At 51.8% G+C, this 22,136-nt stretch carries 24 protein-coding genes; 21 read left to right on the plus strand and 3 right to left on the minus strand.

Translation table 11 applies throughout. The annotated features are described in order from the left end of the window. Positions 1-6: 6 nt before the first annotated feature. From napF to nudK, 9 genes are all read left to right on the plus strand, one after another. Positions 7-501, plus strand: a complete 495-nt coding sequence (napF, locus tag Z042_RS11265) for a ferredoxin-type protein NapF (protein ID WP_024912621.1) — start codon at positions 7-9, stop codon at positions 499-501. After that, the gene (gene napD / locus Z042_RS11270) at positions 491-757 is read left to right on the plus strand and encodes a chaperone NapD (protein ID WP_024912620.1); all 267 of its coding nucleotides are present in this window, start codon (positions 491-493) and stop codon (positions 755-757) included. Before napF ends, napD begins: the two co-directional genes overlap by 11 nt. Then, positions 754-3,240, plus strand: coding sequence for a nitrate reductase catalytic subunit NapA (gene napA, locus Z042_RS11275; RefSeq protein ID WP_024912619.1), 2,487 nt, complete (start codon positions 754-756; stop codon positions 3,238-3,240). The genes napD and napA overlap by 4 nt, the downstream gene beginning before the upstream one ends. 10 nt (positions 3,241-3,250) lie before the next feature. Then, on the plus strand, positions 3,251-4,003 hold the full coding sequence (gene napG / locus Z042_RS11280) for a ferredoxin-type protein NapG (RefSeq protein ID WP_024912618.1): 753 nt from the start codon (positions 3,251-3,253) through the stop codon (positions 4,001-4,003). After that, positions 4,003-4,911, plus strand: a complete 909-nt coding sequence (gene napH / locus Z042_RS11285; protein WP_024912617.1) for a quinol dehydrogenase ferredoxin subunit NapH — start codon at positions 4,003-4,005, stop codon at positions 4,909-4,911. Before napG ends, napH begins: the two co-directional genes overlap by 1 nt. Continuing rightward, positions 4,908-5,357, plus strand: a complete 450-nt coding sequence (gene napB / locus Z042_RS11290; RefSeq protein ID WP_024912616.1) for a nitrate reductase cytochrome c-type subunit — start codon at positions 4,908-4,910, stop codon at positions 5,355-5,357. Before napH ends, napB begins: the two co-directional genes overlap by 4 nt. A gap of 11 nt (positions 5,358-5,368) precedes the next feature. Then, positions 5,369-5,986 (plus strand): cytochrome c-type protein NapC, encoded by a 618-nt coding sequence (napC, locus tag Z042_RS11295; protein ID WP_024912615.1) that lies wholly within the window; start codon positions 5,369-5,371, stop codon positions 5,984-5,986. 178 nt (positions 5,987-6,164) lie between these two features. After that, positions 6,165-6,725 (plus strand): hypothetical protein, encoded by a 561-nt coding sequence (locus Z042_RS11300; protein ID WP_154666946.1) that lies wholly within the window; start codon positions 6,165-6,167, stop codon positions 6,723-6,725. Positions 6,726-6,958: 233 nt separating this feature from the next. Next, the gene (gene nudK / locus Z042_RS11305) at positions 6,959-7,534 is read left to right on the plus strand and encodes a GDP-mannose pyrophosphatase NudK (protein ID WP_024912613.1); all 576 of its coding nucleotides are present in this window, start codon (positions 6,959-6,961) and stop codon (positions 7,532-7,534) included. A 94-nt stretch (positions 7,535-7,628) separates the two neighbouring features. Here the strand turns inward: nudK and tal are convergent, their stop codons facing one another. Both tal and rpiB read right to left on the minus strand, forming a co-directional pair. Continuing rightward, entirely contained in the window at positions 7,629-8,579 is a 951-nt protein-coding gene (tal, locus tag Z042_RS11310; protein ID WP_024912612.1) for a transaldolase, read from the minus strand. Positions 8,580-8,762: 183 nt separating this feature from the next. Next, the gene (gene rpiB / locus Z042_RS11315; protein WP_024912611.1) at positions 8,763-9,221 is read right to left on the minus strand and encodes a ribose 5-phosphate isomerase B; all 459 of its coding nucleotides are present in this window, start codon (positions 9,219-9,221) and stop codon (positions 8,763-8,765) included. A gap of 320 nt (positions 9,222-9,541) precedes the next feature. Between rpiB and Z042_RS11320 the strand changes: the two genes are divergently transcribed. The 6 genes from Z042_RS11320 (at position 9,542) to Z042_RS11345 (ending at position 15,619) form a co-directional block, all read left to right on the plus strand. Continuing rightward, positions 9,542-10,654 carry an MDR/zinc-dependent alcohol dehydrogenase-like family protein gene (locus Z042_RS11320; RefSeq protein ID WP_024912610.1) on the plus strand — a complete coding sequence of 371 codons (1,113 nt, stop codon included), beginning with the start codon at positions 9,542-9,544 and terminating at the stop codon, positions 10,652-10,654. Positions 10,655-10,717: 63 nt separating this feature from the next. Next, positions 10,718-11,980, plus strand: a complete 1,263-nt coding sequence (locus Z042_RS11325) for an MFS transporter (RefSeq protein WP_024912609.1) — start codon at positions 10,718-10,720, stop codon at positions 11,978-11,980. A gap of 32 nt (positions 11,981-12,012) precedes the next feature. Continuing rightward, positions 12,013-12,774, plus strand: a complete 762-nt coding sequence (locus tag Z042_RS11330) for an SDR family oxidoreductase (RefSeq protein WP_154666947.1) — start codon at positions 12,013-12,015, stop codon at positions 12,772-12,774. An 85-nt stretch (positions 12,775-12,859) separates the two neighbouring features. Next, positions 12,860-13,861 (plus strand): dihydroxyacetone kinase subunit DhaK, encoded by a 1,002-nt coding sequence (locus Z042_RS11335; RefSeq protein ID WP_024912607.1) that lies wholly within the window; start codon positions 12,860-12,862, stop codon positions 13,859-13,861. A 3-nt stretch (positions 13,862-13,864) separates the two neighbouring features. Continuing rightward, complete coding sequence (gene dhaL, locus Z042_RS11340) at positions 13,865-14,521, plus strand: dihydroxyacetone kinase subunit DhaL (protein ID WP_024912606.1); 657 nt, start codon at positions 13,865-13,867, stop codon at positions 14,519-14,521. 135 nt (positions 14,522-14,656) lie between these two features. After that, on the plus strand, positions 14,657-15,619 hold the full coding sequence (locus tag Z042_RS11345) for a sugar-binding transcriptional regulator (protein ID WP_024912605.1): 963 nt from the start codon (positions 14,657-14,659) through the stop codon (positions 15,617-15,619). A gap of 192 nt (positions 15,620-15,811) precedes the next feature. Here the strand turns inward: Z042_RS11345 and Z042_RS11350 are convergent, their stop codons facing one another. Continuing rightward, positions 15,812-16,405 (minus strand): lytic polysaccharide monooxygenase, encoded by a 594-nt coding sequence (locus tag Z042_RS11350; protein WP_024912604.1) that lies wholly within the window; start codon positions 16,403-16,405, stop codon positions 15,812-15,814. Positions 16,406-17,005: 600 nt separating this feature from the next. On the opposite strand from Z042_RS11350, the gene Z042_RS11355 reads away from it, so the two are divergent. From Z042_RS11355 to maeB, 6 genes are all read left to right on the plus strand, one after another. Beyond that, positions 17,006-17,947, plus strand: coding sequence for a LysR substrate-binding domain-containing protein (locus tag Z042_RS11355; RefSeq protein WP_024912603.1), 942 nt, complete (start codon positions 17,006-17,008; stop codon positions 17,945-17,947). Between the two features lie 435 nt (positions 17,948-18,382). Next, positions 18,383-18,709: a phage holin, lambda family gene (locus Z042_RS11360; RefSeq protein ID WP_024912602.1), complete on the plus strand. Its 327-nt coding sequence runs from the start codon at positions 18,383-18,385 to the stop codon at positions 18,707-18,709. Between the two features lie 10 nt (positions 18,710-18,719). Continuing rightward, positions 18,720-19,100 (plus strand): L-Ala D-Glu endopeptidase ChiX, encoded by a 381-nt coding sequence (gene chiX, locus Z042_RS11365; RefSeq protein ID WP_470255756.1) that lies wholly within the window; start codon positions 18,720-18,722, stop codon positions 19,098-19,100. Beyond that, complete coding sequence (locus Z042_RS11370) at positions 19,097-19,480, plus strand: DUF2570 domain-containing protein (RefSeq protein WP_037406580.1); 384 nt, start codon at positions 19,097-19,099, stop codon at positions 19,478-19,480. The genes chiX and Z042_RS11370 overlap by 4 nt, the downstream gene beginning before the upstream one ends. After that, positions 19,413-19,631 carry an Rz1-like lysis system protein LysC gene (lysC, locus tag Z042_RS26945; RefSeq protein ID WP_045784786.1) on the plus strand — a complete coding sequence of 73 codons (219 nt, stop codon included), beginning with the start codon at positions 19,413-19,415 and terminating at the stop codon, positions 19,629-19,631. Before Z042_RS11370 ends, lysC begins: the two co-directional genes overlap by 68 nt. A 225-nt stretch (positions 19,632-19,856) precedes the next feature. After that, complete coding sequence (maeB, locus tag Z042_RS11380; protein ID WP_024912599.1) at positions 19,857-22,136, plus strand: NADP-dependent oxaloacetate-decarboxylating malate dehydrogenase; 2,280 nt, start codon at positions 19,857-19,859, stop codon at positions 22,134-22,136.

A 22,136-nucleotide genomic window follows, 5' to 3' on the forward strand; every position in this document is an offset into this window, starting at 1 on the left:
AACCACATGGCCGAATTGTCGCGACGCGGACTGTTGAGCGGACAATGGCGTCATCATTCTGATGCGATCCGTCCCCCATGGTCGTGTGAAAACTCTCTCTTTCTGGCGGGTTGTACCCGGTGTCTGGCCTGTGTCACCGCCTGTGAAACCGGGGTGCTGATTACTGGCAGTGGCGGTTTTCCTGAAGTTGATTTCCAACGGGCTGAATGCACCTTTTGCCGCCAATGTGCAACTGCCTGTGAAGCCTCGCTGTTTTATCCACCGCAAACCCATCCATGGCAACTAGTGGCAGAGTTTACCGCCCGCTGCCTGGCCTGGCATGGCATTGAGTGCCGCAGTTGTCAGGATAACTGCGAAATGCAGGCTATCCGTTTTCGGCCGCAGTTAGGGGGGATAGCCAAACCTGTGCTTGAGGCGGCGGCGTGCAATGGTTGTGGTGCCTGTGTAGCCGATTGCCCGGCCTCGGCGATCGCGATAACCCGGAGTAAAAATAATGAATAACGAATGGCATGTGAGCGGGTTGATGGTTCAAGCCCGGCCGGAAAAGTTTCCCTGGCTGATCCCGGCACTGATGGCGATCCCGGAAACAGAAATTCCGGCACAGGATCAACAGCAGGGCAAGTTGGTGGTGGTTATGCAGGCAGCGCGTTCTCAAACGCTGCTGGAGAAAATTGAGTCGGCACGTAATCTGGACGGCGTGCTGGCGGTGTCGCTGGTTTATCACCAGCAGGATGAGCAAGGTGAGGTAACGCCATGAAACTCAGTCGTCGAGACTTCATGAAAGCTAATGCCGCCGCCGCAGCCGCAGCGGCGGCCGGGCTGACGATCCCAACGGTTGCGCAGGCGGTGGTCGGTGGTGGCGATGAAATCAAATGGGATAAAGCCCCTTGCCGTTTCTGCGGCACTGGCTGTGGCGTTCTGGTCGGTACCCAGAATGGCCGCATTGTCGCCTCACAGGGCGATCCCGATGCGCCGGTCAACCGCGGCTTGAACTGTATCAAAGGCTACTTCCTGCCGAAAATCATGTACGGCAAAGACCGTTTGACTCAGCCGCTGCTGCGCATGAAAAACGGCCAATACGATAAAGAAGGAGAATTCACGCCAGTCAGTTGGGAACAGGCTTTCGACATCATGGCCGAGAAGTTCAAAGGGGCGATGAAGGAGAAGGGGCCGGAAGCGGTGGGCATGTTTGGTTCCGGCCAGTGGACGGTATGGGAAGGCTATGCCGCCGCCAAGCTGTTCAAGGCGGGTTTGCGTTCTAACAACCTCGATCCGAACGCGCGCCACTGCATGGCTTCGGCGGTGGTGGGGTTCATGCGCACCTTCGGCATGGATGAGCCTATGGGTTGCTACGACGATATCGAACAGGCCGATGCGTTCGTGCTGTGGGGGTCCAACATGGCGGAAATGCACCCGATCCTCTGGTCGCGCATTACCAACCGCCGCTTGGGCAACGATAAGGTCAGCGTTTCAGTGCTGTCAACCTTTGAACACCGCAGCTTTGAGCTGGCGGATAATGCCATGGTGTTCACCCCGCAAAGCGATCTGGCGATCATGAATTACATCGCCAATTACATTATTCAGAATAATGCGGTCGATCAGGCGTTTCTCAAGCAGCACGTCAATATCCGCAAGGGGGCGACCGATATCGGTTACGGCCTGCGTCCCACTCATCCATTAGAAAAAGCGGCGAAGAATCCGGGCAGCGATGCCTCGGAACCGATGAGCTTTGAGGATTACAAAGCTTTCGTGGCGGAATATACGCTGGAGAAAACCGCTGAAATGAGCGGAGTGCCGAAAGATCAGTTGGAAACGCTGGCAAAGCTGTATGCCGACCCGAATGTGAAGGTGGTTTCTTATTGGACGATGGGCTTCAACCAGCATACGCGCGGCGTTTGGGCCAATAACCTGTGTTATAACCTGCACCTGCTGACCGGCAAGATTTCCAAACCAGGCTGTGGGCCGTTCTCTCTCACCGGCCAGCCTTCCGCTTGCGGTACGGCGCGTGAAGTGGGGACTTTTGCCCACCGCCTGCCAGCGGACATGGTGGTTACTAACGAAAAACACCGCCAGATCGCTGAAAAGCTCTGGCAGCTGCCCGCCGGGACTATCCCGGAAAAAGTGGGGCTGCACGCGGTTGCTCAAGATCGGGCGCTGAAAGACGGCAAGCTGAATGCTTATTGGACGTTGTGTACCAACAACATGCAGGCCGGGCCGAATATCAATCAAGAACGTATGCCGGGCTGGCGCGATCCGCGCAACTTTATCGTGGTTTCTGATCCGTACCCGACGGTGAGCGCGCTGGCGGCGGATTTGATCCTGCCAACCGCCATGTGGGTGGAGAAAGAGGGCGCTTACGGCAACGCCGAGCGGCGTACCCAATTCTGGCGGCAGCAGGTGAAAGCGCCGGGCGAAGCCAAATCCGATTTATGGCAGTTGGTGGAGTTCGCCAAACGCTTCAAGGTAGAAGAAGTGTGGCCAGCGGAGTTGTTGGAACAGAAGCCGGAATACCGTGGCAAAACCCTGTATGACGTGCTGTTCGCCAACGGCGAAGTCAACAAATACCCGCTGGAAGAGATCCCGGCGGATCAGTTGAACGATGAAGCGCGTGACTTCGGCTATTACATCCAAAAAGGATTATTTGAAGAGTATGCCGGCTTCGGGCGTGGTCACGGGCATGATCTGGCGGCGTTCGATATGTATCACCAGGCACGTGGCCTGCGCTGGCCGGTGGTCGATGGAAAGGAAACCCTGTGGCGTTACCGCGAAGGCACCGATCCTTATGTGAAAGCGGGGGAAAGCGTGCGCTTTTATGGCAAGCCTGACGGTAAAGCGGTGATCTTCGCGCTGCCGTTTGAACCGGCGGCGGAAAGCCCGGATCAGGAATATGATCTGTGGCTGTCTACCGGCCGTGTGCTGGAGCATTGGCATACCGGTTCGATGACGCGCCGTGTACCGGAACTGCACCGTTCCTTCCCTGAAGCCGTGGTGTTTATCCATCCGCTGGATGCCAAAAACCGCAACCTGCGCCGGGGCGATAAAGTGAAAGTGCTGTCACGCCGTGGTGAGCTGGTGAGCATTGTCGAAACCCGTGGCCGTAACCGCCCGCCGCAGGGTTTGGTGTATATGCCATTCTTTGATGCGGCGCAGTTGGTCAACAACCTGACCCTGGATGCCACCGATCCGTTGTCGAAAGAAACTGATTACAAGAAGTGCGCGGTGAAACTGGAGAAGGTATAAGGCCAATGCCATGAGCCAGCAAAGAGAGAAAACTCCGGCACGGCGGCGCTTCTTGCGCGATGCAGCGCGCAGCGCCGCCGGGTTGGCCGGGATTGCGATGCTGCTTGGGTTGCAGCAGAAACAGTCGCAGGCTCGTGACGGTTTGGCCTTGCGGCCACCGGGCGCACTGGCCGAGGGCGCGTTTGACAGCGCTTGTATCCGCTGTGGCCAGTGTGTGCAGGCATGTCCGTACCAAACATTGAAGCTGGCAACGCTGCTGTCGCCGCTGGCGGCAGGAATGCCCTACTTTGTGGCACGCGATATTCCTTGTGAAATGTGTGAAGACATTCCGTGCGTGGTGGCCTGCCCCAGCGGGGCGCTGGACCCCCATCTGACTGACATTGATCAGGCACGCATGGGATTGGCGGTGCTGCTGGATCACGAAAATTGCCTGAACTGGCAGGGCTTGCGCTGCGACGTTTGTTACCGCGTCTGCCCACAGATCGACAAGGCGATTACGCTGGAGCTGCAACACAACGAGCGCACCGGTAAGCACGCAATGTTTCTGCCCACGGTACACAGCGCTGCCTGCACCGGTTGTGGCAAATGTGAACAGGCCTGCGTACTGGAGCAGGCGGCGATAAAAGTATTGCCGCTGGCACTGGCGCGTGGGCAGTTGGGTGAACATTACCGTTGGGGTTGGGAAGAAAAACAGCGTGCGGGGCATTCATTAGTACCGGAAGGGATCACATTACCGGCCCGTGGCGTAAAGGGAGGTGAATAATGGCCAATCCTGTTGCCCAAGCCGGGCGCGAGGCGCGCCAGCGCCACGGCTGGTGGCGCAGCAACCGTTTCCTGATCCTGCGCCGCAGCAGCCAATTACTGATTTTGCTGATGTTTTTGTCTGGGCCACTGTGGGGAACCTGGATTTTGCGGGGGAACTACAGCGCCAGTCTGTTGCTGGAAACAATCCCGCTCACCGATCCGTTGATGATGCTGGAAAGCCTGTTGGCCGGGCATTGGCCAGCCTGGTTGGTGTGGGTGGGGGCCGCAGTGGTGCTGGTCTACGGCCTGATTGGTAACCGGGTGTTCTGTGGTTGGGTCTGCCCGTTGAACCCGGTGGCCGATCTGGCCGCCTGGCTGCGGCGTAAATTAGGCCTGCGGCAATCAGCCAGCCTGCCGCGCAGCCTGCGTTACGGCATTCTTATCGCCGTATTAGTGGGTAGCGTCGTTAGTGGCACGCTGCTGTGGGAGTGGGTCAATCCAGTGGCATTGATGGGCCGTGGTTTGATCCATGGCACAGGAGAGGGGGCATTGGGATGGCTGAAAGGCTTGGTTGCCGCGTTTGGTGCAGGGATCTGGCTGATTGTGGCGCTGTTCCTGTTCGATCTGCTGGTGGTTGAGCATGGTTGGTGTGGCCATCTTTGTCCGGTAGGTGCCTTGTACGGTGTGATTGGCAGCCAGGGGGTGGTGCAGATCAGCGCTGAACGGCGTGAAAACTGCACACGCTGTATGGACTGCCTCCATGTTTGCCCGGAACCCCAGATTCTGCGTGAACCGTTATTGCTGCAAAAAGGCACACCACGGGTAGCCAATGAGACTTGTATTGCCTGCGGGCGTTGTATCGACGTCTGTGCAGAAAATGTATTCGAGATTAAGACCAAATTTCATTATTCGGGAGCCAAAAAATGAAAAGCAATGTCCTGAAAAAGCCGCTTTCCCTGTGTGGTGTGCTGCTGTCGCTGGTGGTTGCCGGCTTGGCGTTTGCCGCCAGCGATGTCGATCTTCAACAGTCACCAGAGGTTTCCGCCACTGCCGAAGGGCAGATCAACATGCCGAAACAGCAGGAAAAAATGGCGCTGAACTACGTCAACCAGCCGCCGATGATTCCGCACAGCATTGATGGTTACCAGGTCACCAAGAACACCAACCGCTGCTTGCAGTGCCACGGTGTGGATACCTATCGCACCACCGGCGCACCGCGCATCAGCCCGACGCACTTTATGGACAGCGACGGCAAAGTGCTCGGCAATGTTGCACCGCGCCGCTATTTCTGTCTGCAATGTCACGTACCACAAACTGATGCAGCACCGATTATCGGTAACAATTTTCAGCCTATGCAGGGCTTTGGGCACTAAGCGGGGGAGTTATGGCCGAACGTAATAATGCAACATCTGAGAACAAGGCCGGGCCGATCCGCCGTTTATGGCGCTGGTGGCGCAGGCCGAGCCGTTTGGCGCTGGGAACGCTGTTGCTGATCGGCTTTGTCGCCGGGATTATTTTCTGGGGCGGTTTTAACACCGGTATGGAAGCGGCTAATACGGAGCAGTTTTGCATCAGTTGCCATGAAATGCGCGAAAACGTTTACGAAGAGTACATGGACACCGTGCACTATAACAACCGCAGCGGCGTGCGGGCCACCTGCCCGGATTGCCACGTACCGCACGAATGGGCACCGAAAATGCTGCGTAAGCTGAAGGCCAGCAAAGAGCTGTATGGCAAACTGTTTGGCGTGATCGACACGCCGCAGAAGTTTGAATCTCACCGGTTGGCGATGGCGACCAATGAATGGGCCCGCATGAAGGCCAATAATTCACAGGAGTGCCGTAACTGCCATAACTTTGAGTATATGGATTTTGCCGTACAGAAAACCGTGGCGGCGAAAATGCATGACAAAGCGATTACCGAAGGCAAAACCTGTATTGATTGCCATAAAGGGATTGCGCATAAACTGCCGGATATGCGCGAAGTGCCGAGCGGTTTCTAAAAACCATGAGTGTTAACAAAGCCCGTAGTGCTGAAAAGCCTGCGGGTTTTTTTATTACGGCATATCTAGATGGCTGATTATTGTTTACTGCCGTTCTAGCCAGCCGGAATGACGCATGTTTGTGTCAGAGACAGGACAGCAGTACTGAATATCATCACTTACTTCAATGACATATATTGTGTTTACCCAAGTAGGGTCTTGGGTTGAAAAAATAAACGACAGACTGAATAGGATTAATAATATGGAAGCTTATGAGTTTATTAGTGATGCACGTATGCATGGCTGGAGCAAAGATGATAAGAGCAGCATTTATCCGATGCTGAGTTTTGAAGTTAACCCCAACGTGACAGAGGCTGATAAAAAAATCAAAGTTGGGATCTATTTGTCTAACCCGGTTTTTGATGCCGTAGCTGTCAGGGAAGCCATTGGCGACGAGAATTTCTCGGGAATGGCGAGTGGTTTTTATAACTGCTTCAATCAAGCCGCCTTAAATAGTGTGATGACCGGGTATACACAGGTGGGTGGCGATACTCTGGGGGAAGTATTAGAGCGACAGCAGGAGTTAATTGCTGCGTATCAGGAGCTGATCGATGCAGGGATTTTAACACCCAACTCCATGATGTTGCCAGCGAACGGGGGGCGTTTTACCAGTGCCACCCTCGGTGTTGATTTTTATGATGAAGCCGGTGATGTGATCAGTAGTACCAGTTTCTCACTGGACGCCATCCCTAAGCCGTAAATAAGCCTGGTGACTTGCCGACTCCGCCGCTGTTGTTCTTCGATAAATCCCTCATAAGCAAGTGAGGGATGTTGATCTTATGTTTATTTCTGCGATCTCAAATTACTGAAACCCTCTTTCCTTTCTCCGATGACTATTCGGTTCAGCCTGCGGTTTCTTGTTGCAAATCCGCCGTGGCTGCGTTTTGCTATTGGCATATATTGGGGCCAGATCTGCTAACGGAAGCCAGGTTTATGTCATCAAAGATTGAAAATATCAGGAAAGAGCTGCTGTCGAATAACTGGTACGTATTGAACAAGTATACCTTTGATTTAAAACGCAAGAACGGTGGCTCCATTGAACAGGTACGCGAAGTGTACGATCGTGGCAATGGCGCCACGATTTTGCTGTATAACCGCGCCAAAGGCACAGTGGTGCTGACCAACCAGTTCCGTATGCCAACCTATGTTAACGGTAATGCCAGCGGTATGTTGCTGGAAGCCTGCGCCGGGTTGCTGGATGCCGACTCTCCTGAGCAGTGCGCGCGCCGCGAAGCGATTGAAGAAACCGGTTTTCAGGTGGATGAGCTCAAGAAAATCTTTGAAGCTTATATGTCGCCGGGGGGCGTGACGGAAATCGTCCATTTCTTCATTGCCGAATATCACGACGACGGGCGGCACGCTGCGGGTGGGGGGATTGAAGATGAGGATATCGAAGTGGTGGAGTTGCCGTTCAGTGAGGCGGTGGCGATGATTGCCGATGGCCGGATTAAAGATGGTAAAACCATCATGCTGTTGCAGTATCTGCAAATTCATCGGGTGATGGAATAATCTTTTCCCCTGATTGAGGTGGCTCACTCTGTGGCTGAACAGCCACAGAGTTTCGGCTTACTGAATCAGCGTTCTTCTATTGCCCAGGCTGGCACTACAGCTCGGCAGCCAGCATGTCTTCCAGTTTCTGCTGGTCAACGGCAAACAGGCGGATGCCTTCGGCCAGTTTTTCTACCGCCATCGCATCCTGGTTATGCAGCCAGCGGAATTCGGCTTCGGCCAGCGGAACAGGCGGGTGGCATGCTTCCACTGAAGGCGTTAATTGGCGTTTAATCGGTTGCTGACTCTGTTTCAACTGTTCCAGCAGGTTTGGCGCAATGGTCAAACGATCGCAGCCCGCTAGCGCCAGGATCTGTTCCACCTTACGGAAGCTGGCTCCCATGATCACGGTCTGATAGCGATGCTGTTTGTAGTATTCATAAATCGCACGCACGGATTTCACGCCAGGATCTTGCTCGGCATCGTAATCGCTGACCGGCTGTTTGGCCTGATACCAGTCGTAGATGCGGCCTACGAACGGCGAAATCAGGAACACCCCGGCTTCGGCACAGGCGCGTGCCTGGGCAAATGAGAACAGCAGCGTCAGGTTAGTGTTGATGCCCTCTTTTTCCAGATCTTCTGCCGCTTTAATACCTTCCCAGGTGGCGGCCAGTTTGATCAGAATGCGTGATTTATCGATCCCTTGTTCCTGATACATACGCACCAGTTTACGAGCCTTTGCCACACACATACCGCGATCAAATGACAGCCGGGCATCCACTTCGGTAGAAATACGGCCTGGTACGCTTTTCAGGATCTCGGCACCGATATTCACCGCCAGTTTGTCGCAGGCGTTAATCAATTGGGTTTCTTTACTGCCGCCTTGTTGGTGGGCGTAATTGAGCGCGTCGGCGATCAGCGATTGATATTGCGGCAATGCGGCGGCTTTCAGGATCAGTGACGGGTTGGTGGTGGCATCCTGTGGTTCGAACTGGCGGATTGATTCAATATCGCCGCTGTCGGCAACCACCACGGTTAGCTGTTTGAGTGCGTCTAATTGGTTCATCTATAAGCTCCTTGATCAACGTCAATGTTGGCTAGCTGTCATTAGGGGAACACACTGCATCATAAGTCTGGTGAATGAAATGCGCTTTTGCTGATTGCTGTAATGGCTAAGAGCAATCGGCAGTGCGCTCACACCGGCGAGCCGTGGTTCCCCATATATCCGGCTACTTACAGGAGATAACCCTCAGCGCTGGCCTGCGACCTGCTCGTAATAGCCAATCTTGGCCACCTTAGGTGCCGATCCGCCTCCTTCAAACTCAGAGAGCAACCAGGCTTCGACAATCGATTTTGCCAACTCCGGCCCAATAACCCGCGCTCCCAGGGTGATGATTTGCGCATCGTTGCTTTTGCGCGCCCGCTGGGCGGAATAGGTGTCATGGCACTGTGCTGCACGAATCCCCGGTACTTTATTAGCCACGATGCTCATACCAATACCGGTGCCACACAGCAAGATCCCGCGCTGATGCTTTTCATCCTTGATAGCCTGCGCCACCTGGAAAGCGATATCCGGGTAGCTGGTTTGCGCGGCAGGGTGTCCCGGCGCGTAATCGGTAACCGGTATGTCACGCTGTTGCAGAAAAGCAATGATCACGTTTTTCAATTCAGTGGCGGCATCATCGGCACCGATAGCAATGGGCAGCATAAAGATCTCCTGGCTGATAACGATAAGGCTGACGATCCCCGTTGGCGCGTCATAGTGGTTACCATAACGAGATATTATCAAATGTTCAATATGTGTTCTTTTGTTTGTATTTTAAATAAGGCTAAATAGCCATTAAAAGTGATAAATATCCCAAATATCGCCATTTATAGGACTTTATTACAATTTTAAGAGGGCTTTTTGAACAGTATCACATTTTTAAAAGTTGTCAGTGGGCAATCAGCAGGAGAGTAGGTAGTGTTCATATGTTCTTATAATGTGTTAATGATCATAAAAAATGCACCCTACCAGAGGATAGAACTATGTGTCAGAACTGCGTAACACCCGCAAAAATGGCCGAAGGTATTCCTGAAATGATGAAGGCGGTCGTCGCTTATGCCCCAAGAGATTATCGCTTGGAGGTGGTTGCAGTACCAAAGATTGGCCCAAAAGAGATCCTGGTGAAGGTGGAAGCCTGCGGCATCTGCGCCGGTGATGTGAAAGCGTTCGAAGGGGCGGCCAGCTTCTGGGGGGATGAAAAACAGCCCGCCTATATCAAAGCACCGATGATTCCCGGCCACGAATTTATCGGCCATGTGGTGGGATATGGGGAAGGCGTGGAGGGTTTTAACCTCGGCGATCGGGTGATTTCTGAGCAAATTGTTCCCTGTTGGGAATGCCGTTTCTGTAACCGTGGTCAATATTGGATGTGTGAAAAGCACGATCTGTATGGTTTCCAGAAAAACGTCAATGGCGGTATGGCTGAATATATGAAGTTCACCAAAGAGGCCATTAACTACCATGTGCCTGCGGAGATGCCGATAGAAGATGCCATTTTGATCGAACCCTACGCCTGTTCGTTCCATGCGGTACAGCGTGCCAATATTAAACTGGGTGATGTGGTGGTGCTGGCCGGGGCGGGAACCTTGGGCCTTGGCATGATCGGCGCGATTAAAAAATCTGGCCCGGCCAAACTGGTGGTGCTCGATCTTTCTGACGATCGCTTGGCACTGGCGAAACAGTTTGGCGCTGACGTGGTGTTGAACCCCTTGCGTGACGACGTGATGGCGGTGGTCAAAGGCATGACGGAAGGCTACGGCTGCGATATCTACATTGAAGCGACCGGTGCGCAAAAGTCTGTTGAACAAGGGCTGATGCTGATCCGTAAGCTGGGAACTTTTGTCGAGTTTTCGGTCTTTAAAGACCCGGTCACCGTTGACTGGAGCATTATCAGCGATCGTAAAGAGCTGGATGTGCTGGGCTCGCATCTGGGGCCGTATTGCTACCCGCTGGTGATCGAAGGTATCCGCAATGGTGATTTGCCCACCAAAGGCGTAGTGACGCAAACATTACCGCTGGAACAGTTTGCTGAAGGTTTCGAAATGATGAAACGCGGCATCGGCTCAATCAAAGTGGTACTTAATCCCAATCTGTAATGCCTGCATCGTTCTGGTGCGGGTGATCCTGCACCTCTATCATCAAATGTGCTGAGGTGTGCTATGTGGAATGGACTGATTCATCGCATTGGTCTTTCGCCAAAATTAATGCTCGGTTATGCCGGTGTCTTGGTGTTCATGATGGGAGAAGGGCTGGAACAAGGCTGGCTTTCGCCTTATCTCATTGGTCAAGGGTTAACTATTCAGGAGTCGGCGCTGTTGTTCAGCGTTTACGGCTTTGCTGCCGCGATTGCCGCCTGGTTTTCTGGCGTATTGGCCGAGATTTTCACCGCCCGCCGGGTGATGTTGGTTGGATTGATCCTGTTCCTGCTGGGGTCGGTCTGTTTTCTGATCTGGGGGCTGCCAAGCAATAATCTGACGGTAATGATACCTACCTACGCGCTGCGCGGGCTGGGCTATCCGCTGTTTGCCTATGGGTTTCTGGTATGGGTGGCCTATGAAGCACCGCCGGAACGCCTGGGTTCTGCGGTAGGGATTTTCTGGTTTGTCTACAGCGGCGGTCTGAGCGTGTTAGGAGTATTGTATTCTAGCATCATGCTGCCGTACCTGGGGGAAATCCATACCCTGTGGAGTGCCTTAATCTTTGTGGTCTTGGGGGCGATGATCGCCTTAATGCTCAACCGGACGCCCGGCCAGGCAGAAAAAGGTCACCAGGAAAAAGCTTCTCTCAGTTATGTTCTGAAAGGAATCACCATCGCGTTTGAAAACCCGAAAATTGGCTTGGGGGGGATTGTGCGCACCATCAATACCTCGGCAGCTTATGGCTTTGTGGTGTTTATGCCGATGTACATGATGGATATGGGTTTTACCCGCACTCACTGGTTGCAGATGTATGCCGCATTGTGGACGGTGAATATTATCTTCAATCTGATCTTTGGCGTGGTCAGCGATGGTTTAGGCTGGCGTAACGTCGTGATGTGGTTTGGCTGTGTTGGCTGCGCAATAACTACGCTGATGTTCTACTACGTGCCTTATTTCCTTGGGCCAAATTATTGGCTCACCGTCGGTGCTGCGGGTCTGTTCGGCGCCTGTCTGGCGGCGTTTGTTCCGCTTTCTGCCATCATGCCTTCGCTGGCACCCGAGAATAAAGGCGCAGCCATGTCGATCCTGAATCTTGGTGCTGGGTTGAGTACTTTCGTCGGCCCGGCGGTGGTGGGGTTGTTTATCGGTAGCCTGGGCAGCAGTGGGGTGATCTGGATTTTCACCGGCCTGTATTTATTCAGCGGCGTCTTGATGAAGTTTGTCACCTTACCAAAGGAAACCAGCGTGGCGGTGAAAGCCAGTAACCCTAGTTTGGCATCCTGATAGACAGTGACGTTAACCGTTGGAGGAAGCGAATGATGCTTACCCGTCAAAATGAATGTTCCCTGCAAGGGAAAGTGGCCGTGATTACCGGAGGCGCGGCAGGAATTGGCTTGGCTATAGCTGAACGCTATCTGCAAAACGGTGCGCAAGTGGTGCTGTTGGATCGCGCCCCGGCGGTGCAACAGATTGCGCAACAGTTGGACGCACAGTCAGCGCTGGGCATTGTGGCAGATGTCACCGATAAAGCGTCGGTGACGCAGGCTGTTGCGGAAGCGAAGGCGCATTTTGGCCGGTTGGATGTGTTGGTTAACAGCGCCGGGATCGTGCTGTTGCATCCGGCAGAAGAAGTCCCGGAGGATGCCTGGGACAGCACCATGGCGGTTAACTTGAAAGGCGTGTTTCTCACCAGCCAGGCGGTGGGGCACTACTTTCTCCGCCAAGGCAGCGGCAGCATTATTAATCTGGCTTCACAAGCGGGAATGGTGGCTTTGCCGAATCATCTGGCTTACTGCGCCAGCAAAGCCGGGGTGATTGGTTTAACTCAGGTGTTGGCGCTGGAATGGGGGCCGCAAAACGTGCGGGTTAACGCCATTTCTCCCACCGTGGTGTTGACCGAGCTGGGGCGTAAAGCCTGGTCGGGGGAGGTGGCAGAACAGATGAAGCAAAAAATCCCGCTACGGCGCTTTGCTGAACCGCAGGATATTGCCGCCAGCGCCCTGTTTTTGGCCAGCGATGCAGCCAGCATGATCACCGGTGCTAACCTGGTGGTTGACGGTGGTTACACCATCCAATAATTGCCTGCATACGGCGAATTGCAGGCAAGCTGGCGCACATGCAGTTCGCCGTAGGGTGGACACTGATAAAAGAGAGACAATAACGATGAACAGAATCATTAACGATCCCGATCATGTGGTGGAAGATGCGATTCAAGGCTATCTGAAAGCTCACCCGGAATATTTTACCGCGACGGAGAATGCGCGGGTGTTGAAGTACCCGGCAGCGCCGATTAACGGCAAAGTGGGGATTGTCACCGGCGGCGGTTCTGGCCATGAACCGGCTTTTCTGGGCTATATCGGCAAAAATATGCTTGATGCGGTGGCGATTGGTGAAATCTTTTCTTCCCCTACCGCCGGAGCATTTTTGGACGCGTTTAAAGCAGCGGACAGCGGCGCGGGCGTGGCCTGCCTGTATGGCAATTACGCTGGCGATAATATGAATGTCAAAATGGCGATGAAAAAGGCGGCGGCGGCCGGCATGGCGGTAAAAACCGTGGTGGCAAACGACGATGTCGCTTCTGCCCCGGCCAGCGAGATGGAAAAACGCCGTGGCGTAGCCGGTGAAATCCTGATGTGGAAAGTAGGGGCCGCAGCGGCGGCCAAGGGCTATGACCTGAACGGTGTGATTGGTGCGGCACAAAAGGCGATCAATCATTGCCGTTCAATTGGTGTCGGCCTCAGTTCTTGTACCATTCCGGCGGTAGGTAAACCGAACTTCCATATTGCCGACGGCAAGATGGAGATCGGCATCGGCCACCACGGTGAGCCGGGCATTGAGGTTTCCCCGATCCAGACCGCGGCAGCCATGGCCAGCACCATGCTTGATTTTGTGCTCAACGATATGCCGCTTGATAAAGGCCAGGAAGTGGTGCTGCTGATTTCCGGGCTGGGAGCCACGCCGGTGATGGAGCTGTACATTTATTACGCCGAGATTGAAAAACGTCTGGCAGCACAGGGGGTGAAGATTCACCGTCGCTATGTCGGTAACTATTTTACTTCGCTCGAAATGATGGGGGTGACGTTGACGTTAATGAAGCTCGATGATGAATTGAAAACATTAATTGATATGCCAGCCCATTCATTAGGTTTAACCCAGGTGGAGTAAGTTATGACAGAGCATATTTCAACGCAGCATGGTAATGAGATCGTGATGGGGTTGGTGAACGTGATTGTCAGTCACCGGGAATACCTCAGTGAAATCGATGGCGCGATTGGTGATGGCGATCACGGCATCAACATGTCGAAAGGTTTCACGCTGTGTAGTGAAGCGATCAAAGGGCAACATCTGACGTTAGCGCAGGCATTTGATGCGGTATCTGATGCGCTGATGGAAGGGATTGGCGGTTCGATGGGGCCACTGTATGGCAGCCTGTTTATGGGCATGGCCGATAGCGTGCGTGATAAATCCGTGCTGGATAAGCAGGGATTTCTGGCGATGCTGCGTAATGGGTTACACGAATTGCAGGATATCAGCAGTGCAGGCGTGGGTGACAAATGCCTGATGGATACGCTGATCCCGGCAATAGCGCGTTTTGAGTTGGCTGTGCAGCAAGGTGATAGTTTCCATGAGGCGTTAGGCCATATGAAACAGGCTGCGGTGGCAGGGCGGGATTCTACGCGCGATCTGGTCGCGAAGATTGGCCGCGCCAGCCGCCTGGGAGAACGATCACGCGGTGTGCTGGATGCGGGCGCGGTGTCTTGTTGCCTACTGTTGACCCAATTGGCAGAGGCAATAGAACAAGGTTTAGATACCGTTACTGCCTGAATGCGTATACCTTCCTCATTGCCGCCCTACCGGGTATATATTAGGCTGTATCTCAAACCATAATCCAGGGGCCCTCTGTTCGGGCCCGTTGTTGTGCTTAACCGATCACATCTGCCGTGGGGAAACATGTAACGGATGGAAAAAAAAACAGTATCCCAGGATAACGAACTGCTGACTGAAATTGCCGTTGCTTATTATCAGGACGAAATAACACAGGAGGAGATCGCAAAAAAGTTCGGTATTTCACGGATTAAGGTCGGGCGTTTGCTCAAACGTGCGAAAGAAGAAGGTATTGTCGAGATCACGGTTCGTTACCATCCGGTATTCAGTACCCGGCTGGAGCAACAGATGTTGGAGCGCTTTCCCATCAGCCGCGCGTTGATTGCGCTCGATCACCAGAATGAAGAAGAACAGCGGCGCCAGGTGGCCGCATTGGTTTCTGGCTATCTGGCGATGTCGCTGAAAGAGGACATGGTGCTTGCCGTTGGCCAGGGGCGCAATGTGGCGGCGATCGCCGATCATATAGGCAGCGTGGCGCAAAGGAACTGTAAGTTTATCTGTGGCATTGGTGGAACGCATCGCCCTGGTGATGCGATTAATGCCGATCATATCAGCAGGCGTTTGGCGAAAAAATTCGGCGGCAGCAGCGAAACACTGTATGCCCCGGCCTATGTTGAAAACCATGCGCTGAAAGCTGCCTTCATGCAAAACGGCACGATCAAAGAGACCTTGGATCGTGCGCGCAAAGCTGATATTGCCCTGGTGGGGATCGGTGATATGAATGAGAACAGCTACATGGTCAAGCTGGGCTGGTTTACTCCCCATGAAATTATTGACGCCAGCCTCAATCAGGGCGTGATTGGCGATATCGCGGGTTATGATTTTTTTAATGCGCAAGGGCAGCATGTGGATACGGTGATGAACGATCGCGTCATCGGCCTGAGCATTGATGAGCTGCGGAAAATACCTTGTGTGATTGCTATTGCCTCGGAGAACACCAAAGCGCTGGCCATTCTGGGGGCATTACGGACAGGGGCGATTGATATTATCGCCACCAGTGCCCTTAATATCCGCACTATTCTTAATATGTCGCAATAGACAGCCGCCATTCAAACCTGGGGCCTATTTCAGCAGCCCCAGGTCAATTTATCGCTCCTCTGTAAAAATACGTCTGCTGATATTAAATTAAAATACAGTTTTCATCGGTGGGGAATGAGACTTGGTCTGTGTTGAAATGGCAGAAAAGGGGCTGCTTTTTCAAGCCGCCCCTTTCCTTTTTGATGTGCTCTATTAATGACTCAGATTGACATCAATAGCCTGATAGAAAGCGTTACCAGTATCTGCGATATCCCAGACGGCAAGGATCACGTGTGGACCGCTGCGGTCGGTTGGGATATTGCAGTGATGGACCACCTTAGTTTCTGGAATGGCTCCAGCCTCATCAAATTGGCAAAACGGGACCAGATCGAAGGAGGCGCGAGTCAGTGGTTGTGCGGTATTCCAACCTTGTTGGGTGATGAAATAACGCCAACTGGTGGTACGGTGAGGCTGAGTCAGATGCCAGGTAAAAGAATTATCCCCCGTTTGCAGGTTTAGTGTATTCCAGCGTGATGGCGACTGCTGGTCCAGTTCAAAAAAAGGAGCTTTATTGCCGCTGGCGATATGACCATCCGGTGGGCCGCTTTGTGGAAACCCTTTCGGGCCTTCAACGCTTTGCGGTTCATATTGTATGCTGCCACATTGGGTATTGAGTTCTTGCCTGCACTGATAGGCCCGGCTGGCTGGAGATTCAACATAACCATGGGCGCTGGACTGCATGGAAACTCCCCACATTGAGATGCTCAATAGGCTTAATGAAAGCAGTGTATAAGATGTTTTTTTCATAATAACTCCGGTTCGTGAATGATAATTCATGATTTGATTCTATTTCCACCAATTATTACCCTCCTAAGAGTGAAATAAGAAAGATGATTGGTGTGCTCTATTTTTACCATTTCCATCACGGTGGATAATGGATATTTTTATTAGCTGTTGATTGAAAATATCATCGTAAAAATGTTCGCTTTATAAATATAAATTTACAGTTGTAAATTGAGCGGAATATGATGAAATTTATTTAAAGAGGCAGTGAAATATTTTTCAGGTGATTTTTAATGATTTGGAGTATGTTATTTTCATTAACTATTATTCTCAGCAGTGTTGAGAAGCTAGCCGCAACCACAAATTTTGCACTATAAGCGTAAAGTAAAGGACGGAGTGGTTATTATGCATGCGTCAAAAGCCAATGTAAGAAGATATTATACTAAGTGTGCACATAGTATGCTTTATAAGTATGGGAGTATATTGTTCTCTATTAAACAAAGCTTCAATGAAATCTTAATAAAGATTCAATAAGCCTTCAGTAAAGCCTATTTTGACTTTTACGTGCCAACAGGTAGGGGAACTTATTGCTAATTTTTTCATATCAGGTTAGAGGGGGTATATATGACCAAATTATCTCTGGATGCGATTAAAGTAATCAGTACGATTAAAAGTACAGGCTCTTTTTCTATGGCAGCAGAAGTATTACATAAAACACCTTCTGCAATATCTTATCGTGTTTCTAATATTGAAAGTAAACTGTGTGTGAAGCTTTTTCATCGTAATGGGCCTATAGTTTCTTTGACGGATGAAGGGGAATTTTTGCTACAGGAGGGAATCTGGATATTGCATGCGATGCAGGATCTGGAAAGCCGGGTGAAAAATATTCCTAAAACAGATGGTAATATTCGTATAGCAGTGGATAAGTTTTTCCTGCTGGAAACGATTACTCAGGATATTCGTGACTATATTAAGCATTGCCCCAATGCCAATATCTCGGTGCAACGAGAGTCATTGAATGGGACCTGGGATGCTTTGAAAAATAATCGTGCAGATTTGATCATCGCTATCGGGCAAATCCCTGAGAGTGTACAGGCAAAAACGCTGATGCTTGGCAAGCTGGAATTTGTGCTCTGTGTCTCTCCTTCGCACCCTTTTGCGGCGCAGAAAAAAGCGGTCAGCAAGAACCAGCGGTTAAATGATATCGTCGTGGCTATTGCTGATAGCAGCCATGAGCTGCCTAAACGTAATGCGGGTATTTTGCCACGGCAGCGGCAATTAGTGGTATGTGATGTGGAAAGCAAACTGGCCTTGCTCAAACGGGGGATTGGTCATGGATTCTTACCTTCTTCACTGATTGAGCAAGAGTTGAGGCGCGGAGAACTGGTGACGGTGCCAGTAGACACACAAAAGGGGGATGAAATGATCTGGCTGGCGTGGCATCCGGCCAGCAAAGGAGATGGATTCAATTGGTGGTACGAACGTCTGCTCCGCAAAAGTGATGTTTGCAGCCTGATGGGGCGCGAAGTGGTGCGTGAAGGAGGATACCCTTGGTGTAACTATTAAACTAAGTTGATTCAATGGCTACTTGAAGAAAACTCTGTGGCTGATGGCTGCGGAGTTTTGCCAATTGTTATGCTTCGTTCGGTGAGAGGCTAAACATCAGGTAGTGAATGACAGGCGTCTGGTTATCCGTATAATTATTCGTCTAAGTAGTTGGGATATGTTGTTATTAATAATAGTGTTATTAGCATCACTCATTTGTTGTTAAACAATTTTGACTATAGAGATAACGATTAAAAGAAGCTCTGCTAATAATGAGTACATTAATGATTTATCCATCAACCTCATTGTAATAGGGGTAGTAAAAATATGATGAATGTTTTTTACTCTATCTGAAAATTTAATTCGTTTGCTTTGTTATAGGGTATTTCACTAAATTTTGCTTACCACTTGGGGTGGCCACTATCGTAATGAGTTTTTATAAAATGGGAGAGAGCTATGTCTAGCTTAAAATCAGACGTTATTAGTTTGATCATTCCGCGTGCTTGCGAATATATTCAACCGCTTATACATGCCATTTTGGCTGGGGTGATGGCACTATTAAATGGTGCCTACAGGAATATGAAAATAAGAAAGTGCTTATTAAATGCTTGCATCTGTGCACTATTAGCAGTGACAGTGCGTGATTTGTTATCGCTGATAGGCGTAAAACTGCAATGGGCCAATATTGCCAGCGTATTAATCGGCTTTCTTGGCATCGATTATCTTAGTGATTTGATTAAAAAACTGATTAATAAAAAAGTGGGGTTAAAAAATGACAAATGAAATATCTGAGATCCAGTTTACTGCGAACAGCGAGAAAAAATTAATTGGTGTACATCCTGATTTGGTTCAGGTAATGCGCCTGGCTCTGCGTTATGCATTAGTTCCTTTCTCAATCAGCGAAGGGTTACGTTCAATGGCCCGCCAGCGTGATCTGCTGCATGAGGGTAAGAGCCAGACGTTAAAGAGCCGCCATCTCACCGGGCACGCGGTAGATGTGGTGGCTATGCCCGCAGGCGTGGTGTCCTGGGAATGGGATTACTATGCCCAAATCGCGGTGGCAGTCCGCCGTGCTGCACAGGAGTGCGGCATTAATGTGGAATGGGGTGGCGAGTGGAAAACCCTGAAGGACGGGCCGCATTTCCAGTTGCCGTTCAAGGATTACCCAGCATGATCGGTTGGCTGCAAAAATGGGCTCAGGGAGGGTTCTTGGTGCTGTTGTTAGTTGCCATTAGCCTGGGTTGGTATAGCTCAATATTGGTGCAACGGCTGGAAATTGCTCAGTTGCAATTGCGTGAACAGCGAACGCTGTCTACGCAGCAAATCGGGGTAATTACCCGGTTACAAACCCAAGATGTGGAGAATCGTGTGCTGATGGCTATTCAATTGCAACAGGAACAACAATGGCGTCAGCAATACAAGGATAATCAAAGGAAGTATCGTGATGCGATTAAAAATAATGCCTGCGCTGAGCAGCCTATGCCTGATGCTGTTCTTGAGCTCTTGCGCCCAACCACCACCACCGCCATCGGTGCTGCAACCGCTGCCCCCTGAAACGGTATTTACCCGGTGCGAAAAGCCGTTGTTGTCAGGGAATACCTGGGGGGATGCGGTGAGTTATACGCTGGCGCTGCAAATGGCGTTACAAACCTGTGCTGGGCAGGTGGAAATGCTCAATGCTTGGCGTTCTGGTTTGACACTCTAAACAAAAGCCCTTAATTACACCACGGTCAATTAAGGGGCTTTGCCTAGTAGTACGATTATGTGGTTTTTTCATCCGATGTAATTTCTTTTTAACTTTTATTTGCAAGTTTCAATCAAGGTTATGGCACGCTTCAAAGTTTGTGACAATTCTCTCACTATACTGGTCAAGCATAAATTTTTTAACTGCCTTACCTCAACATAAAAGTAGAAAGCAAAGGACCCCATAATGGACGAACAGCTCAAACAGAGTGCTCTTGATTTCCATCAGTTTCCTGTTCCTGGGAAGATTCAGGTATCTCCAACCAAACCGCTGGCAACGCAGCGCGATCTGGCCTTGGCTTATTCACCAGGCGTGGCGGCACCTTGCCTGGAAATCGCCGCCGATCCGTTGGCCGCCTACAAATATACCGCGCGCGGTAACCTGGTGGCGGTGATCTCCAACGGTACGGCGGTGCTGGGGCTGGGGAATATCGGCGCGTTAGCCGGTAAACCGGTGATGGAAGGAAAAGGCGTTCTGTTTAAGAAATTTTCCGGTATTGATGTGTTCGATATCGAAGTTGATGAACTTGATCCTGACAAACTGATCGACGTGATTGCCGCATTGGAACCTACCTTTGGCGGGATTAATCTGGAGGATATCAAAGCACCGGAATGTTTCTATATTGAGAAAAAGCTGCGTGAACGCATGAATATCCCAGTGTTTCATGATGATCAGCATGGTACCGCGATCATTACCACCGCTGCGGCGCTGAACGGCCTGCGCGTGGTGAAAAAGAACATCTCCGACGTGCGGTTGGTGGTATCAGGCGCAGGCGCTGCGTCTATTGCTTGCCTGAACCTGCTGGTGGCGCTGGGGCTGCGTAAGCAGAACATTACCGTTTGTGACTCCAAAGGCGTGATCTATAAAGGCCGCGATGCTCACATGGAGGAAACCAAAGCGGCCTATGCCATCGAAGATAATGGCCAGCGGACGCTGGGTGATGCCATTCCGCAGGCTGATATGTTCCTCGGCTGCTCCGGCCCTGGTGTGTTGACGCAGGAAATGGTGAAAACCATGGCCAGAGATCCATTAATCATGGCGCTGGCTAACCCGGAACCGGAAATCCTGCCGCCGCTGGCTAAAGCGGTGCGCCCGGACGCCATCATCTGCACCGGGCGTTCGGATTACCCAAACCAGGTTAACAACGTGCTGTGCTTCCCGTTCATCTTCCGTGGCGCGCTGGATGTAGGTGCCACTACCATTAATGAAGAGATGAAGCTGGCTTGTGTGCATGCGATTGCCGATCTGGCGCTGGCAGAGCAGAGCGACGTGGTGGCTTCGGCCTACGGTGGCCAGGATCTTTCTTTTGGCCCGGAATATATCATTCCAAAACCCTTCGATCCGCGTTTGATTGTGAAGATTGCACCGGCGGTGGCTAAGGCGGCGATGGATTCGGGGGTTGCTACCCGTCCAATCCAGGATTTTGATGCCTATGTTGAGAAACTGACCGAGTTCGTTTACAAAACCAACCTGTTTATGAAGCCGATCTTCTCACAGGCGAAGAAAGAGATGAAACGGGTGGTGCTGGCGGAAGGTGAGGAGGAGCGGGTACTGCATGCGACGCAGGAGCTGGTATCGCAGGGATTAGCCTACCCGGTTCTGATTGGCCGCCCAAGCGTGATCGAAATGCGCCTGAAGAAACTGGGCCTGCAATTGACATCAGGCAAAGATTTCGAAGTGGTGAACAATGAATCCGATCCGCGTTTCAATGAGTACTGGGGTGAGTATTACCAGATCATGAAGCGTCGCGGTGTTTCACAAGAGCAGGCACGCCGCGCAGTGATCGGTAACCCAACGCTGATCGCGGCGATTATGCTGCACCGTGGTGAAGCCGATGCCATGATCTGCGGCACCATCGGCAGTTACCATGAGCATTATGAAGTGGTGGAGAAAGTGCTGGGCTTCCGCGCCGGGGCGCATGTGGCCGGAGCGATGAATGCGTTATTGCTGCCGAGTGGTAACACCTTTATTGCTGATACCTACGTTAACGACGATCCGACGCCAGAACAGCTGGCAGAAATCACGCTGATGGCGGCGGAAACCGTGCGCCGTTTCGGTATTGAGCCGAAGGTCGCGTTGTTATCCCATTCCAGCTTTGGTTCTTCTAACAGCCCGGCAGCCTGCAAAATGCGTAAAACGCTGGAGCTGGTCAACCAGATAGCACCGGAATTGGAAATTGATGGTGAAATGCACGGTGATGCTGCGCTGGTGGAAAGTATTCGTCATGACCTGATGCCAGACAGCCCGTTGAAAGGGGCGGCTAACGTGTTGATTATGCCGAATATGGAGGCGGCGCGTATCAGCTACAACCTGTTGCGGGTGTCTTCTTCCGAAGGGGTGACCGTGGGGCCAGTACTGATGGGAGTCGCTAAACCGGTACATATCCTGACGCCGATCGCATCGGTACGCCGTATCGTCAATATGGTGGCGCTGGCGGTCGTAGAAGCGCAGACCGCACCGCTGTAA

This window comes from Chania multitudinisentens RB-25 (assembly GCF_000520015.2).
Taxonomy (GTDB): domain Bacteria; phylum Pseudomonadota; class Gammaproteobacteria; order Enterobacterales; family Enterobacteriaceae; genus Chania; species Chania multitudinisentens.

Bases quoted from the DNA above. Each gene is read 5' to 3' on its own strand.
- napF (WP_024912621.1), top strand. From the start codon at position 7: ATGGCCGAATTGTCGCGACGCGGACTGTTGAGCGGACAATGGCGTCAT.
- napA (WP_024912619.1), top strand. From the start codon at position 754: ATGAAACTCAGTCGTCGAGACTTCATGAAAGCTAATGCCGCCGCCGCA.
- napG (WP_024912618.1), top strand. From the start codon at position 3,251: ATGAGCCAGCAAAGAGAGAAAACTCCGGCACGGCGGCGCTTCTTGCGC.
- napH (WP_024912617.1), top strand. From the start codon at position 4,003: ATGGCCAATCCTGTTGCCCAAGCCGGGCGCGAGGCGCGCCAGCGCCAC.
- napB (WP_024912616.1), top strand. From the start codon at position 4,908: ATGAAAAGCAATGTCCTGAAAAAGCCGCTTTCCCTGTGTGGTGTGCTG.
- napC (WP_024912615.1), top strand. From the start codon at position 5,369: ATGGCCGAACGTAATAATGCAACATCTGAGAACAAGGCCGGGCCGATC.
- nudK (WP_024912613.1), top strand. From the start codon at position 6,959: ATGTCATCAAAGATTGAAAATATCAGGAAAGAGCTGCTGTCGAATAAC.
- tal (WP_024912612.1), bottom strand. From the start codon at position 8,579: ATGAACCAATTAGACGCACTCAAACAGCTAACCGTGGTGGTTGCCGAC.
- rpiB (WP_024912611.1), bottom strand. From the start codon at position 9,221: ATGCTGCCCATTGCTATCGGTGCCGATGATGCCGCCACTGAATTGAAA.
- Z042_RS11320 (WP_024912610.1), top strand. From the start codon at position 9,542: ATGTGTCAGAACTGCGTAACACCCGCAAAAATGGCCGAAGGTATTCCT.
- Z042_RS11325 (WP_024912609.1), top strand. From the start codon at position 10,718: ATGTGGAATGGACTGATTCATCGCATTGGTCTTTCGCCAAAATTAATG.
- Z042_RS11330 (WP_154666947.1), top strand. From the start codon at position 12,013: ATGATGCTTACCCGTCAAAATGAATGTTCCCTGCAAGGGAAAGTGGCC.
- Z042_RS11335 (WP_024912607.1), top strand. From the start codon at position 12,860: ATGAACAGAATCATTAACGATCCCGATCATGTGGTGGAAGATGCGATT.
- dhaL (WP_024912606.1), top strand. From the start codon at position 13,865: ATGACAGAGCATATTTCAACGCAGCATGGTAATGAGATCGTGATGGGG.
- Z042_RS11345 (WP_024912605.1), top strand. From the start codon at position 14,657: ATGGAAAAAAAAACAGTATCCCAGGATAACGAACTGCTGACTGAAATT.
- Z042_RS11350 (WP_024912604.1), bottom strand. From the start codon at position 16,405: ATGAAAAAAACATCTTATACACTGCTTTCATTAAGCCTATTGAGCATC.
- Z042_RS11355 (WP_024912603.1), top strand. From the start codon at position 17,006: ATGACCAAATTATCTCTGGATGCGATTAAAGTAATCAGTACGATTAAA.
- Z042_RS11360 (WP_024912602.1), top strand. From the start codon at position 18,383: ATGTCTAGCTTAAAATCAGACGTTATTAGTTTGATCATTCCGCGTGCT.
- Z042_RS11370 (WP_037406580.1), top strand. From the start codon at position 19,097: ATGATCGGTTGGCTGCAAAAATGGGCTCAGGGAGGGTTCTTGGTGCTG.
- lysC (WP_045784786.1), top strand. From the start codon at position 19,413: ATGCTGTTCTTGAGCTCTTGCGCCCAACCACCACCACCGCCATCGGTG.
- maeB (WP_024912599.1), top strand. From the start codon at position 19,857: ATGGACGAACAGCTCAAACAGAGTGCTCTTGATTTCCATCAGTTTCCT.